A 15,466-nucleotide genomic window follows, 5' to 3' on the forward strand; every position below is an offset into this window, starting at 1 on the left:
CGGACCTGTTATTTTTTAATGGGATCCTGCCTTATTGCTTTTTTGACGATCACATTCCGAAGTTTATTTAATTAAATCAGTGATGTGTAAGACCAGAAAATTACTTTTATTTCTTTTCGTATTGTTAGCTCCCGTCGTACTTCGCTCGCAGACTACTAAGGACAGTTTGAGGGTTTTGAAAGAAGTACTGTTAAAAGCAAAACCTTATCAGGAAGTGATTCCCGTACAAAGCCTCTCAGGAGTATTGCTAGAAAACTTGGCCAGCCACAATGTTGCCGATGCACTTCGTTATTTTGCCGGAGTACAAATCAAGGACTATGGTGGTCTGGGCGGACTTAAAACGGTGGATGTACGTAACATGGGAACGCATCACGTGGGTGTTTTTTATGACGGAATTCAGTTAGGAAATGCACAGAACGGAGTTACGGATTTAGGAAAATACTCCCTCGATGATATGGAATCGCTCACCATGTATAATGGTCAGAAGAGTGAAATATTTCAGTCAGCTAAAGACTTTGCAGCAGCTTCTACTATTTACTTGCGCACCAAACGGCCTGTTTTTGAGAATAACAAAAAGACCAATTTCTTACTGCGTTATAAAACCATGTCTATCAATTACAATGATCTTTCTTTTAGATTGGAGCAGAAATTAAGTGATAAAGTAAGTTGGAGCGCCAGTTCTGAATACATAAAATCTAACGGAGAATACAAATTCAGATACAAAAGAAACAATCTCGACGGTACTGTGGCTTACGATACCTCAGCAACGAGACACAATAGTGATATAGAAGCATTCCGTTTCGAGTCTGGTATGTACGGGAAAATGAAGAACGGTACCTGGGATGCCAAAATATATTATTACGGTTCTGAAAGAGGAGCACCGGGAGCTATTGTAGAAAACAAATTTTCGGATGGTTTTAGACAGTACGACAAGAATTTTTTTGCACAGGGTACTTTTATAAAAGACCTTAGCGAAAGATATAAATTCCAGGCTAAGGCAAAATATGCCTATGATTATACCCATTATGTAGCCAGAGACACCACCAGTGTACTGGGTGAAGTGGTTACCGAAGGCGCTCAATCTGACGATAGTTATTACCAGCAGGAATATTATTTCTCAGCAGTCAATCTGTACAAGATTCTACCCACTTGGGACGTTTCGTTGTCGACTGATTTTCAATACAACCGGCTTAATGCAACCCGAAAAGGGATAAAGACCCTGTTCTCTTATCCGGAGCGCTACACCGCTTTGTTTGTGCTGGCAAGTTCCTACAGATTGAATGGCTTTAAAGTTCTGGGCAGCGTTGTGGGAACGCACGTGCAGGAAGAAGTGCGTTACAATGCCAAAGCTCCCGATAAAACAGAATTTACTCCGGCCATATTTTTGGGTTATACACCCTTTAAAGACTACGATTTTAATGTAAGAGCTTTTGCGAAACGTATGTTCCGAATGCCCACTTTTAATGATTTGTATTATACGATGGTCGGTTCCAGTACCTTAAGACCCGAATACATGAATCAGTACGATGTTGGATTTACCTACAACATACCGGTGGAGAAAGGTTTCCTGGATCAGTTTTCTCTTCAGGTTGATGGATATTATACCAATACAAAAGATAAAATAATTGCCGCTCCAACCGGAAATTTATTCCGTTGGATGATGACCAATATCGGGCAGGTTAAAGGAAAAGGAATAGAGTCGGCTGTGGATATGAAAATGCATTTCGGCAAAGTAAATCTGGCTACTCATTTAACCTATACGTATTCAGAGAGCAGAGATTACACCAAGTTTGCCGGTTTGGAATTGTCCTCTTACGGAGATCAGATTCCTTACACACCGTGGCACAGCGGATCCGGAATATTAAATGCAGATTATAAGTCATGGAATTTTAACTATAGCTTTATATATGTAGGAAAACGCTACAACGGAAATGTAAACAATATCAAAATTAATGAAGTGGAGCCTTGGTACACACATGATTTGGCGGTTCAGAAAATGTTCTCCTTTCATCAGTATAAAGTAAAAGGAACAATCGAATTGAACAATGCCCTAAATCAGCAGTACGAAGTGATTTATAACTATCCGATGCCGGGCCGTACTTTAAAATTTATAATCAGTATTGCACTATGAAAAAGAGAAGTACCCGATTCCTGCTTAGTTTATTTGTTGCCCTTCTTTTGGTTTCCTGTAGAGAAGAAGAAACTGTTTTTCCGTCTTCGGATAAAAGTGTTGCAGCACCGAGAGGGGATGGCAACATTGAAGGATTCTATCTTTTGAACGAAGGTAATATGGGAATGAACCGTGCCAGTATTGATGTGTTCAATTACAGAACCGGAAATTATACTACCGATATTTACTCCGAACGCAATCCCACAGTGGTAAAAGAACTGGGCGATGTGGGAAACGATATAAAAATTTACGGGAATAAAGTGTATGCGGTTATCAACTGTTCCAATAAGGTGGAGGTAATCGACAAATGGTCCGCAAAACGAATCAAAAAAATAGACATTCCGAATTGCAGGTATGTTGCTTTTTACAAAAACAAAGCCTACGTAAGTTCGTATTCAGGTCCCGTTGCCATTGATCCAAATGCCGAAATTGGATTTGTAGCAGAAATAGATACGACTTCATTAGAAATAAAACGCAAAGTGACCGTTGGTTATCAGCCGGAACAAATGGTGGTACATAACGGAAAATTGTATGTAGCCAATTCAGGAGGTTACCGAGTGCCTAATTATGACAGAACTGTATCGGTAATCGATCTTGAAACTTTTACCGAAATAAAAAAAATAGATGTGGGGATCAATCTCCACAGCATGCAGGTAGACAGCAGGGGAGATATCTACGTAAGTTCCAGAGGCGATTATTACAACACTCCTTCTAATCTTTTTGTGATCGATACAAAAACAGACGAGAAGAAAATGCAGCTTGATATTCCGGTTTCGGCAACATGTCTCGTCGATGATTTGCTTTATTACTACAGTGTTTCATGGAGTTATCTCACCAATAGCAATAAAGTTTCCTATGGAATATTAGATACAAAGACCAAAAAAGTCATAAATAATAAAATCATTACGGATGGTACCGACAAACAGATCATGATTCCTTATGGCTTGCAGGTAAATCCCGAAACAAAAGAAGTATATGTCACCGATGCCCAAAATTATGTGGTAACAGGTTATATCTACTGTTTTACTCCTGAAGGAAAATTAAAATGGAAGACTACAGCCGGAAATATTCCTGCTCATATTGCTTTTATAACTAAAAAGTGAAGAGTGAAGAGTGAAGAGTGAAGAGTGAAGAATTAGATGTTACGCTCACTGGAAATTTATTTTGTTGTACCTCAGCAATCATGTGTCATTAAAGAATAAAAATAAAAAAATATGAAAAGAGTCCCTTTTGCACTTTTAAAGAGTACGCTAGTATTAACCCTCCTACTGGGATTTATTTCCTGCGGAACTGATCGGGAAGATGATTCTGGAAATCAAAATCAGGGAGAAGCATTAAAAGAGTCCTATACCATTGACCGTTTTAAAGTGCTGAATATTGATTTGAAAATGCCCGTTAATTCAAAATTAACCTGGAGCATTAAAGATTCGGTAATTTCAGAAAGCCTTCAGCTGGATTTTATTAGTCCGTATTTAAAGAACTATCCCTTAACCTTAAAGGTGGAGACCAATGGAGTTGTAAAAACATATCAATCTTCTATCAATGTAACAAAAGAGACCGGGAATTATAGCAAGTACATTTCTAATGTGTTCGATTTTCGTCCCGGAGTAGGTCAGTTTACTAACGAACTTCCGCTGTATGCAACCGGAAATACCGAAAGTAATCTGATTAATGCCGCTAAGAAATCACTTGTAGGTTCAAACGCATCAATGATTTCTTTAGGAGGGTTTGGAGGTTATGTTGTATTTGGTTTCGACCATACGATTCCAAATATGAATGGCCGCGATTTCAAAGTTCTGGGAAATGCTTTTTGGGCTAACGATGCTGCTGAAGGGCGTTCAGGATCTTGCGAACCCGGAATTATTCAGGTGGCTTACGATAAAAATAAAAATGGAAAACCCGATGAAGACGAATGGTACGAAATAGCCGGAAGTGAGTATTTTAAAAATACGACTGTGAAGAATTACAGTATCACCTATTTGAAACCGGATCCTAACAAACAGCCCGTAGCAGGTCAGGACTTTTGGCAAACGGATGTACAGTACATTAAATGGGAAGACAATCAGGGAAGTTCAGGATACAAAACTAAAAATGGATTTCATGAACAAAGCTATTACCCACTATGGATTACAGAGGCTTCCTATACGCTCAAAGGAACCAAAATTAAAGACAATTATTACGATCAAAGTGGTACAGGAAGTTATTGGGTAGGCAAAGGTTTTGATTTTGGTTATGCTGATAATGCACCAAATGGCGATGAAGGGTCTAATATTGATATTTCATGGGCTGTAGACAAAAACGGAAAATATGTAAAACTTCCCGGAATCGACTTTGTTAAAATACATACCGCAATCAATCAGGAAGCTGGCTGGCTGGGAGAAGTTTCTACAGATGTGGCCGGAGCTTTTGACCTGTACCTTAAATAATAGAATTTTTAAATTAAATATAATATGAAGAAAAATTACTTGTTGTTATTGATGTTACTTTTTGCATGTTCTATACAGGGACAGATGATAATGGAGAGCAGAGCGGTTGAGGATGGTAAACAAAATGCAGCAGCAAAAGACAGGACTGGTAAAAGTGCGACAACTTTTGGCGATATACAGTATTGGGTAGGTACCGGTTCTAATAAAGCAGCATTTGTAGTGCAGTGGAATGATGGAAAAAATTCCGATGCCCTAATCTGGGGATTCAGATGGGATGGTAATGCGACAGGTGAAGACATGCTAAAAGCCATATTAAAAACAGATCGTCGTTTTTTTGCTCTGTTGTATAAAGGAACACAAACCGGATCTTTGACAGGAGGATTGGGTTTTGATCTGAATGGAATTAAAACGATAGGACTTTATAAAGGCACAGATTATACTTATCCTCTTTATCCAACAAATGGTTTTGTGAATACAGCTACTTATGATTTTGACAACTATACGGCCATAGATGCTAATGACCACTGGCAGGCCGGATATACAAATGGAGAATGGTCGTATTGGACGAAAAATGCTGCCGACCCTGATTTTGGTGCTGTAAGCACAGGGGCATCCAGTCGTGTTTTAGAAAATGGCTCCTGGTATGTCTGGAATTATGCACCATCTAAGATTGTACAGCCTATAGCGGGAACTTTTACCCCGGTTACACCTTATGTAGAGGCAACCGATTTTACCAACGGTTATTTTGTAGTAAATGAAGACTGGTTTGGTCATACTAATGGTTCCGCGAATTTTATCAATAAAGATGGAAGCATTAATTATCGAATTTATAGTACTGCAAATAATAATGAAACTTTTGGTGTTACCACTTGTTATGGAACAATTTACGGAGATAAAATTTATTTTGTTTCAAAACAGGCAGCAAGTGGAGGAGATCAAAATTTCAGTCCCGGTGGCAGATTAGTGGTTGCTAATGCACAAAACATGAAGAAAATTGCCGGATTTGCTAATATCGGTGGAGGAGACGGGCGTTACTTTGTAGGGGTTAATGAAAACACAGGATATATTGGTACTTCAAAAGGGATCTTTCTTTTTGATATTGCCAACTTAAAAGTAGGAGCTGTAATAGCCGGAACAAGTAGTGTTGGACAAATAGGCAATATGATTCGTACCTCTCAGTACGTATTTGTCGTTTCGCAAAATGGAGGAGTTCTGGTAATTGATCCAAACAATAATACTTTGGTTAAGACGATTACAGGGAAATTTCACTCTATAGCTCAGGCCAAAGACGGAAGTGTATGGGGAATTCAGGATCAGAAATTAATCAATATTAATGCTACAAGTTTTACGGTAACGGAATATGCAATTCCAACAACCAAATACTTAGGTTCTTGGGGAGCCTGGAACGCAGGGAGTTTTACTTATAGTACTCAGGAGAATGCTTTGTATTGGATAAACGCTGTAAGCTCTTTTACATCAGGAACAAAAATTGTAAAATTTGACATTGCTTCAAAAAGCTTTAATGAGAATTTTGCAACAATTCCGGGGCAAACAGATGCTTTTAAGCAGATTCCTTATGGTGCGGCCTTACGTATCGATCCGATTTCAGATGAGTTGATCCTCACTACTACAGAAAACGGATTTGGGGCACATTATCAGAAAAACTGGATTCATACTTTTGATACTACAGGGAGCTTAACCCAGACAAAAGTTTTAGATGATTATTATTGGTTTCCAGCAATTACTGTTTTTCCGGATAAAACAGCACCGGTAGTGAGTACCACTTTGCCTTCGGAGGTGTCCATAAAAGAACCAGCCGTAATCGATTTAAAAAACATTGTTTCGGATGCCGATAATTTGTCGTCAGCAATTGTAAAATCAATAAAGTCAGTTAGCGATACGGAAATCGTTTCGGCAATCATAAATGTGAATGATGAATTGGTTTTGACACCAAAAGCTTTAGGGAATGCGATAGTTGTCATACGTTTTAATTCAAATGGGAAACTGGTTGAAAAATCAATTATCGTAAATACAACAAGCACTTTAGGAACCGGTGAATTCACGAAATTAGAACTGGCAGTTTATCCAAACCCGGTTTCAGATGTATTGAACATTAGAACGGAAGACGAAGTGTTAAAAGTAACAGTCTATGATATTTCGGGTAAATCAGTTAACACTCAATTCAATAACAATCAGATTAACGTTAGTGATTTTACCAATGGAATGTACATCATCAATATAGTGACTGATAAAGCAAACTATGTTCAGAAATTTATTAAGAAGTAGGGTGTGAAATGTGAGATGTAAAATGTAAAATATATAGATATAGCCCCTCTTACGGTTTTGTAGGAGGGGTTTTTGATATGATAATAGAGAGAAAATTCAAGTAGAAAAATTTTAAAATTTTCTACTTGAGACTCGTCAAGTAAAACTCCGGGAATGTTTTTACGGGAGTGTTAGTGGCGATGTCAAATGCAATGTGGGTGCACATTCCTGCAACTAGCCAGGATGCAATAGGGAGTTGCGGCGGAGACAGATTTTTGTTTTCCTTTTTGTATTTGTCCAGTATTTCTTCGAGCCACTTTTGCGGATTTTCCCAGTACCTCATATATTCTAAAACATAGTCGACCACATTCACTTCGCTAAATTTTTCATTTGGCTTTTTTAAAACTTCTAAACCTTCATCATCGGAAATGACTAACACCAATGCGCCCCATCCGAGGTTATAAGGATGTAAAACCGGAATGTTTTTTTGCTGACAAATTGAATCGAATATAAGCGGAACATCAGAAGTAAAATCCAGTGCGTTGATCGCAATTTTATGATCGGTTATATAATCTCCAACATTCTCGGGGGTTAAAAAACAATTGTGTATTGTGATCTTTGCCTGACTGTTGATCGACAATAATCGTTCTTTAAGTGCCTCTACTTTGGGTTGTGCAATATTGTTTTCGGTATAATTTTGTCGGTTTAAATTGGACAATTCGACAACATCACCATCGATAATGGTCAGGGTTTCAAAACCTAATCGCAATAAACATTCAGCAATAGCGCTTCCTATACCTGCTCCGCCTAATAATATCGGAGTGTTTTTTATTAATTCCTGTTCTTCCGGGCTAATATAAAGTCTATTTCTGATATGCCTTTGTTCCATGCTTATTTTTTAGAAGTTAAAAATTTGTTCTTTTGACAGAGATAAAAGGGAATAACAGGAATCCTTAGAGTTTATCAAAACTGTTAATTTATGAATCTGCATCAAAGCTAAATTATCGAAAATAATATTAATATTGAAGCATAAAAACTTAATAATTATGATTTTAAAATGTGTTCGTGCACTATAGCTTCGCGAGGGAAATTGTAATAAAATTTCTGTTTCAGAGTTTGATGATCTGTAATAATAAAAAAAGGGAGATACCTGAATATCTCCCTTTGTTGTGGTCTTAACCATACCACGATTGTGCACAACGTTTAAAAAATGCACAGATGTAAAAAAATGGTACTTTTATTTTTGAAATTTAGCAATACCGGATTTCAGCCATTGCTCATATTCAGTAATGTCAGGAGTATATCCTGCAGGTTTGCTCAGCTTTTGCTCATTCGTATCTAATAAAATATAGTAAGGCTGTGCATTTGCTTTGTAGCGTGTAATTTGAAAATCACTCCATTTATTTCCTATCGTTGTAATCTTTTTGCCGGTTTCTTTAGATACATATTGTTCTTCAAGAGGTAATTCTCTTTTGTCGTCAACATATAAAGAAATTAGGACGACTTCATTGTTTAAGATGGACAAAATACGAGGATCAGACCATACATAATCTTCCATTTTTCGGCAATTCACACAGGCAAATCCCGTAAAATCTAAAAGGATAGGTTTGTTTACACTTTTGGCGTAGGCCAGCCCTTTTTCATAATCCGTGAAAGCTGTGATGTTATGAGGACCTTTATGAGCTCCGTCTGGTAATACTTTTTCAGCTGATGAGGTGTTTTTTCCAGCCCCACCCACGCCATACGGAGATTCGCTATAAGTCATTGGAGGAGGGAAACCACTAATTAATTTCAAAGGAGCACCCCACAATCCTGGAATCAGATAAATGGTAAATGTCAATACGATTAATCCAACACCTAAACGGCCTACCGAAATGGATGATGTAGGAGAATCATGTGGCAAGGTTATTTTTCCAAATAAATAGAAAGCCAGCGTACCAAATATAGCGATCCAAATGGCCAGGAAGATTTCTCTTTCAAACCAGTGCAGCTGTAGCACTAAATCGGCATTAGATAAAAATTTAAATGCCAAAGCCAATTCCAGAAAGCCTAGAAACACTTTTACGGTATTGAGCCAGCCACCAGATTTTGGCAATGTATTTAACCAGCCCGGGAACATGGCAAAAAGCATAAAAGGTAATGCCAAAGCCGATGAGAAACCTAACATTCCCACAATTGGTGCAATTCCACCTTTAGAAGCTGCTTCGACCAATAGAGTTCCTATAATTGGTCCCGTGCAGGAAAAAGAAACAATTGCCAGAGCCAATGCCATAAATACGATTCCAATGATCCCGCCTTTATCTGCCTGCTGATCTACTTTATTGGCCCACGAATTGGGCAACATGATTTCGAAAGCGCCTAAAAAAGAAGAAGCGAATACGACAAGTAAGACAAAAAAGATAATATTAAACCATACGTTGGTCGACAAAGCGTTTAGGGCATCGGCACCAAAAATTAGCGTAATTACAGTTCCTAGAAATACATAAATAAGGATGATTGAAATTCCGTAAATAATAGCATTTTTAATTCCCTTAGCTTTCGTTTTACTTTGTTTGGTAAAGAAACTCACTGTCATGGGAATCATAGGAAACACACAAGGGGTAAGCAGTGCGGCAAAACCGGATAAGAACGCAATAATGAAAATCATGTACAAACTGGAATCCGTTTTTTCAGATTCCGTTTGTTTTTCTATGGTGGGATTTACTGTTGTTTTCTCAGTTTTTTCGTTTGTAATATCGGCAGCCTGTATTTCTTTTGCTTCAAGCGTTTTGAGATTGAATTCAAAGTACTTGGTTTCGCTAATACAATTCTCTTTACATACCTGATAAGAAAGCTCTACTTGTATGACTTCTTTTTTCAGATTGGTCTGTTTGATTAATTGGGTAAAAACAACTTTGTCCGAAAAGAAAATTTCATCTACACCAAAGATCTCATTGAACTCTCGTTTAGTTTCGCTCTCAGTTGCTTTTCCAACGAGTTCATAATTGTTTTTTATATCATGAAAAAGGAATTCGGCCGGAAGAGGGCCATCTTCAGGAGTGAATTGTGAGTATACATGCCAATCTTTTTCAATAGCTCCTTTAAAAGAAAACTGATATTCGGAATTGGATTTTTTCTCGATCGAAGCTTTCCATTTCACAGGATTTATAATCTGTGCCTGTACTTTGGCTAAAGCCAAAAACAGAAATAATAGATAAAGTATTTTCTTCATTTTATAGGTTTAATCAGAACGATTTGTTCCGGTGATGATAGGATTTGTTTACTTTGTTACATTGAAAAAAGTATATTCAAGCTTCAGGAAAACACCATCGGTTGCCATACGCTGCATAGAGCTGTACAATTCTTTTTTGTAAGCTAAGTCAATTCTTGCCTGACTGTTGATTATAAACTGAATCGATGGAACTACATCCAGGTACGATCTGCCATTTTCAGTAATGGTTTGTCCGGTAAATTCCAGCATTGCATTAATATTGGTCTGTTTGTAACTGGTGTATTTTTTAGGATGCATCAATTTACCTACAGAGAACGTATAGTTTATGGCATTTTTACCCAGTGCATCCGGAAAACTGTAATCGGCATTGTTAAGGGCACGCACATAACTTACGGAAGAACTTAGGGCTACTTTATGAATTAACTGAGTGGCTACCAAACCGGCTTCGTATCCCGAATTTCCGTTGGCTAAGTCTATCGCTTCCTGATTAAAATAGGAGTTATTGTAACTGTATCGCCCAAAGGCAGCCATCCTAAAATGACTTTGTAAATCGTCTACAGAAAAGAATCTGTATTTTGCATAGAAACCACCACCTTTTAATCCCAGTCCGTTATCCTGATTGCTTAAAAAAGCTGAGGTACGAACCATTAAGTTTTTATTTATTCCCCAGGTAACCTCCGGGGTTAAATTGTACATGGAACCGCTTTCAAGTTTCTTTTCCATTAAGGATTGTCCAACACGAACTCCGATAGAACCCGCTGGAGCATTACTGGCGGGTTCGGTTACTACAAATAATTCTTGTGCATCTATTTGGTACGAAACAAGGAATAAGAAGATTATTGACAGATATTTCATTTTTATAGGGCTTTTAAATAATAATCATTCTCATTTTCTGTAGCGTAATCAGGATATTTCGAGTACGATTTAAGGAGTTTTTTATACTCTTTTTGAGTCACAAAACCTTTGTCTAAAACCCTGTACTTTCCTTCTGCATGTGCTACAGGTTTTTTTATATCGATAAAAGTATAAGTGGCATCATCGACTTTCAGCGTTGTATTGTCCTCAATTTTATCTACATGAAACTTTGCTGTTAAAACCATTGAACCCACAAAGAAACCTGCTTTTTCAACTGCTTTTTTCAAAACTTTAGGCTCTAATGAACTGTCTTTTTTGAAATAAACGGTAAATGTATTGGTGTTTAAATCAGTACTAATACTATCTACTTCTGTAAAAGATTTTAATTGTTTGTTTATAGCATTCGAACACATAGAACAGGTTAATCCTGTAGCCATTATTTCGGCTTTTGTAATTTGAGAATACGATTTTACACCTGCTAATAAGAAAATAAGTGTAAGGGCTATGAATTTTATATGTAAGGTTTTCATTTTATTTGTTGTTTTTTTTGATTTGAGCAATTATTTGAGCTTCTGTTGGATTGATGGCAATCAGTTTTCCTGACGCATCAAAAAGAAAAGTAGAAGGCAGAGCATCAACTCCAAAAGTGACAGCCGTTTTGGCATCAAAACCTTTTGGGTCAATTAATTGCTGGTGCTTCATTTTATCTTTTTCAATGGCCTTTAACCATTTTGTTTTGTCGTTGTCTATCGATATTCCTACGATTTCAAAATTTTGACCTTTGTACTGATTGTACATTTTAACCAAATTTTTATTAGCCAGTCGACAAGGAGCGCACCACGAAGCCCAGAAGTCTACTAAGACTGTTTTGCCTTTAAAAGAATTTAGTTTAACTACAGCATTCTTGTTGTTTTGAAGCTGAACATCCGGAAAATGATCTCCTACTTTTATTTGTGCATTTGTTATAGAAACAGTTGCAATAAGCGTGAATAAGGTGATTATATTTTTTATTTTGAACATGATATTTTTTTTAATAGTTGTTCGTAATGAGGTTTTAAGAACCTGCATTACGAACAAATCGGTTTTTAATGATGTGATGATGAATTGTTTTGTTTTTTATCACTTGCCTCTCTATCGTATTGGCAACATCCGTGTAGTTCGTCATAAACCGCATTTGGAGCCTTAAATTTTTCATTATCGTATCCCGCATCAGCGATGCGTTTTAGAATGGCATCAAGATTCGTTTTTTGAGCATCGTAAGTAATAGTAGCAATTTTGGTGTCTTCGTTCCAGTTTACTTTAGCTTCTTTATTAACGTTTGCGGCAGTTTCGATCACTTTTTTGCACATGCTGCAGTTACCGTTTACTTTTACTTTTTCAGTGGTTTTATTTTTAATTTGAGCGCTGGCGAAAGTAACTGATAGCAATAGAGACATTGCCATCAATAATTTTGTTATTGAGTTCATTGTATGTAATTTTTTTTGGATGAATTAATCCTAAAGCATAGCAGAAACGATAGCAAATACAGCTATTTCTGATACAGATTAAGATTAAAAAATAGTTTTGAATTTAGGCCTTAGAAAAGCCTTTTGGATAAGACAGACCTTGGGCTGTCACGAAAGGAATCTAGCTTATTTTAGGTGGAAGCCAGATAGAACGGAAATCTGAAGAAATAAAGATTTCTGAATAAAAGTAAGTTTGTTTTTTTTCAGAAAAACCAAAAAGAGAATGGTTTTCTACATGAAAGATTGCCATTGGCGAGAATCCACAGCTACTGGTTGGTGTACAGGAATTCCCCATACAGCTCTTATCGCAGCCATGTTTTTTGTCTTTCGTATCTTTTTTGCTGCAACAATCTTTTGCAGCAGATTCTTTTTTGCAACATGACATTTCTTTTTTTGTTCCATGCGCATAAGTAAACGTTGGTCCCATCAGGAAACCAAGCGTAACGAATAGCAGTATGTAGAACTTTTTTGTCATAGTCGACGACAAAGATATTTTTATTTACTGGCTTAGCTTGTTAATTTTTTTGTAAATATTTTAGAAAAAAACACAAGATGGTAGGGGGGGGCTCTTTTGATGCTCATATACTTTGATGTACCAATTCTAATTAGTGTTTTGCAATTCAGGCAGAATGAATACCTGACATTAAATAGCAAAACAATAGTTAGGACTAAAAACCAGCAGTTGAAATCTGATCGGTACATCAAAGTTTTAGTAAAAAAGAACTCGTTTTTAATTTTGGGTCTACTTTATTGAAGGCTGATGTTTATTGTGCTTCCGTCTTCAATAATTTTTTTGGTAATAATTTTTTTGCCTTCGGAGATTGTTATTTTAAGTTTTTTATCCGCTCTCTCCACCGTAATATCGAAATCTTTTTCGAATGCGTTAATATGGCGCATTTTCACAACAGACCAGGATTTCGGAAGACGTGGGGTGAGGTCGAAACGGTGTAAATCAGTAGGTCGGATACCAAATAACCCTTCGGTAAAAATTCGGCAATATAAACCGCTTTCTGCCGAAAGATGACGCTGATCACCTTCGGGATAGGCTTCTACAGGGTAGGGAACATGATCTCCTAATAAACGACGGTTCGAATAGTAATGCAGAAAATCCAGTGCTTTGTCTGTTTCACCAGCGGCGAGAACGCCTCTTAGGGCATACAAAGTCGAACGATCCCAGAAGATTTTATCACCGGCTACGCTGGCAAGGACATCTTTGGTCCATAATCGAGGAGAGAATAGGGCGTTTATAGTTCCGCTTTTTCTATCGTACATACCCATTGTGAGCGGTGTACAGATCCAGGCTCTTAAAACATCATTCTCTTTGTAGTATTTGTAGGTTTCAAAACCTTCGACTTTAGCTCCAAAATATTTCTCAATAGCTGCTTTTAATTTTTCAGCCTCTGCTTTGTAGGTTTTCAGTTGCGCTTCGTTTTTTCCTAAAGCCTTACCCAGATAAACGGCAGAATTTAAAGCATCATAATACAAAGATGAGGTGTTGAGATTGGCTTTTCCGGCAGGTAGACGCCCCTCGAGCTCATCAGAATCTGAAGTGACTACGCCATCAGTATTTAGTTTTCTATGACAATATTCAAGACACCATTCAATCAAAGGCCATAATTGTTTGGCTTCATCTGTATTTCCTCTCGAAAGAGCATAGCGTGCAGCTCCGTAGGCTATCATAGCTCCGTCGCCACGATCACCGGCTCCAGCCCAAATATCAGTTCCTTCGGCAACAATCGAACTCGGAATAGGTTTGTATTCTTTGTTCATGAATTTTGCAAATTGCAGATAAGCATTTAGTGAGGCCTGGTTCCCATAATCATATCCTAAAAAAGGAAAGAAGGGACCGATATATTCTGCCTGATCATTTGCCCAAATGGCCGCATAATAAGATTCCCCTCCCGGACCGTGCATAGGACCGCCTTTGGTCTCAAAAATACTCTCGGAAGCTCTGATTTTAGCAAAAGCAAATTCTGTATTCAAAACCTGATCGGGTGTTTCTAAGATCAGTTTACTCCATATTTCATTCGTAAATTGAATGCGTTTGTTTTTTTCTTCATCAATATTAGCAACAGGAACTTGTTCATTTGCTTTAACACCGGAGTAGAAAACAGAAAAACTAATGGTTTCATTTGTTTTAAGAGTATAGTTTCCTGAATTAAAAAGATCGACATGCAACTTATAACTTCCTTCTGTTCCCTTTGTTGGATCTGTGGTATAAATTGCATTCGATTTTGGAATTTCTACAACACAGTTTTTCTCAGAGATGTTTTTTAGGGTATAAATTTCACAATAACCTGCCAAAGTGGTTGAAGGGAAAAATTGTCTGGTTAATTCCAGTGTATTACCGGCTTTACTCTTAACAAGCAATGTTCCGTCAAGGCTTAGCGAAACCACTTTTTCTGCCGTAATAGGTTTATAATTCACGGTTACCAGATTAAAACCATCTTGCGCAAACTGGCGCGTTAAACTGGCATGGGTATTATTAGGAATTGTTCTGAGCATTGGCCAGACCAAACTGCGGGTAGCATGGAACGAACCGTCAGCAGCAACACCGTATCTTAGCACGCAGGAAACTTTCTTACCGCTCATTTCGATATGATCATCATGCGGAATATTATTATTTATTTGCCAGGAAATAGTACCATCCTGGTTGATTTGCCAACGACGATCATCCTGCGAAAATGTTTTTCCCACTATGGAACAAAAAGCGACAATGGCAAATAGAATGTGTTTTTGTCTTTTTTGAAAGGATCTCTTCATTAAGTTTATTTTTAAAATTACGGTTTGTTCTTGTATTGTTTTTATATGATGTAAAATTTAATTTAAACACACAGAAACATAGTATTTATTTTTAATTAGAAGAGTATCTAAATAAATACATTTCTTTCACATAGTTAATCTATCTGTATTTTTAATTAAGTGAAACGTCTTTTTCAGGTGTTAAAATCTATGTTTCTATGTGTTTTAAAAAGTAATTACCGCCAGCAGCTTATTATTTATCGTATTAGTAGTATTTGTTTGTGTTGTTTAT

At 37.2% G+C, this 15,466-nt stretch carries 12 protein-coding genes; 4 read left to right on the plus strand and 8 right to left on the minus strand.

Translation table 11 applies throughout. The features are described 5' to 3' along the window. Positions 1 to 82 precede the first annotated feature (82 nt). From FLA105534_RS12575 to FLA105534_RS12590, 4 genes are all read left to right on the plus strand, one after another. Positions 83 to 2,131 (plus strand): TonB-dependent receptor, encoded by a 2,049-nt coding sequence (locus FLA105534_RS12575; RefSeq protein ID WP_173966468.1) that lies wholly within the window; start codon positions 83 to 85, stop codon positions 2,129 to 2,131. Beyond that, positions 2,128 to 3,273 (plus strand): YncE family protein, encoded by a 1,146-nt coding sequence (locus FLA105534_RS12580; protein ID WP_173966469.1) that lies wholly within the window; start codon positions 2,128 to 2,130, stop codon positions 3,271 to 3,273. The genes FLA105534_RS12575 and FLA105534_RS12580 overlap by 4 nt, the downstream gene beginning before the upstream one ends. Before the next feature lie 111 nt (positions 3,274 to 3,384). Continuing rightward, positions 3,385 to 4,596 (plus strand): cell surface protein, encoded by a 1,212-nt coding sequence (locus tag FLA105534_RS12585; protein WP_173966470.1) that lies wholly within the window; start codon positions 3,385 to 3,387, stop codon positions 4,594 to 4,596. Positions 4,597 to 4,620: 24 nt separating this feature from the next. Next, positions 4,621 to 6,882, plus strand: a complete 2,262-nt coding sequence (locus FLA105534_RS12590; protein ID WP_173966471.1) for a T9SS type A sorting domain-containing protein — start codon at positions 4,621 to 4,623, stop codon at positions 6,880 to 6,882. A 121-nt stretch (positions 6,883 to 7,003) separates the two neighbouring features. On the opposite strand, the gene FLA105534_RS12595 is transcribed toward FLA105534_RS12590, so the two are convergent. From FLA105534_RS12595 to FLA105534_RS12630, 8 genes are all read right to left on the minus strand, one after another. Then, complete coding sequence (locus tag FLA105534_RS12595) at positions 7,004 to 7,750, minus strand: HesA/MoeB/ThiF family protein (protein ID WP_173966472.1); 747 nt, start codon at positions 7,748 to 7,750, stop codon at positions 7,004 to 7,006. Between the two features lie 348 nt (positions 7,751 to 8,098). Continuing rightward, positions 8,099 to 10,072, minus strand: a complete 1,974-nt coding sequence (locus tag FLA105534_RS12600; RefSeq protein WP_173966473.1) for a protein-disulfide reductase DsbD family protein — start codon at positions 10,070 to 10,072, stop codon at positions 8,099 to 8,101. Between the two features lie 48 nt (positions 10,073 to 10,120). After that, entirely contained in the window at positions 10,121 to 10,927 is an 807-nt protein-coding gene (locus FLA105534_RS12605; RefSeq protein WP_173966474.1) for a hypothetical protein, read from the minus strand. 2 nt (positions 10,928 to 10,929) lie between these two features. Next, positions 10,930 to 11,457, minus strand: a complete 528-nt coding sequence (locus FLA105534_RS12610; RefSeq protein WP_246253236.1) for a heavy-metal-associated domain-containing protein — start codon at positions 11,455 to 11,457, stop codon at positions 10,930 to 10,932. 1 nt (position 11,458) lies between these two features. Then, the gene (locus tag FLA105534_RS12615; protein ID WP_246253237.1) at positions 11,459 to 11,947 is read right to left on the minus strand and encodes a TlpA family protein disulfide reductase; all 489 of its coding nucleotides are present in this window, start codon (positions 11,945 to 11,947) and stop codon (positions 11,459 to 11,461) included. A 65-nt stretch (positions 11,948 to 12,012) separates the two neighbouring features. Next, complete coding sequence (locus tag FLA105534_RS12620; RefSeq protein WP_173966477.1) at positions 12,013 to 12,393, minus strand: heavy-metal-associated domain-containing protein; 381 nt, start codon at positions 12,391 to 12,393, stop codon at positions 12,013 to 12,015. 160 nt (positions 12,394 to 12,553) lie between these two features. Further along, the gene (locus FLA105534_RS12625; protein WP_173966478.1) at positions 12,554 to 12,907 is read right to left on the minus strand and encodes a hypothetical protein; all 354 of its coding nucleotides are present in this window, start codon (positions 12,905 to 12,907) and stop codon (positions 12,554 to 12,556) included. 272 nt (positions 12,908 to 13,179) lie between these two features. Continuing rightward, a complete protein-coding gene (locus tag FLA105534_RS12630; protein WP_173966479.1) occupies positions 13,180 to 15,195 on the minus strand; it encodes a hypothetical protein in 2,016 nt (671 codons plus the stop codon). Positions 15,196 to 15,466 lie beyond the last annotated feature (271 nt).

Source organism: Flavobacterium collinsii, assembly GCF_902804485.1.
In the GTDB taxonomy this organism is placed as follows: Bacteria; Bacteroidota; Bacteroidia; order Flavobacteriales; family Flavobacteriaceae; genus Flavobacterium; species Flavobacterium collinsii.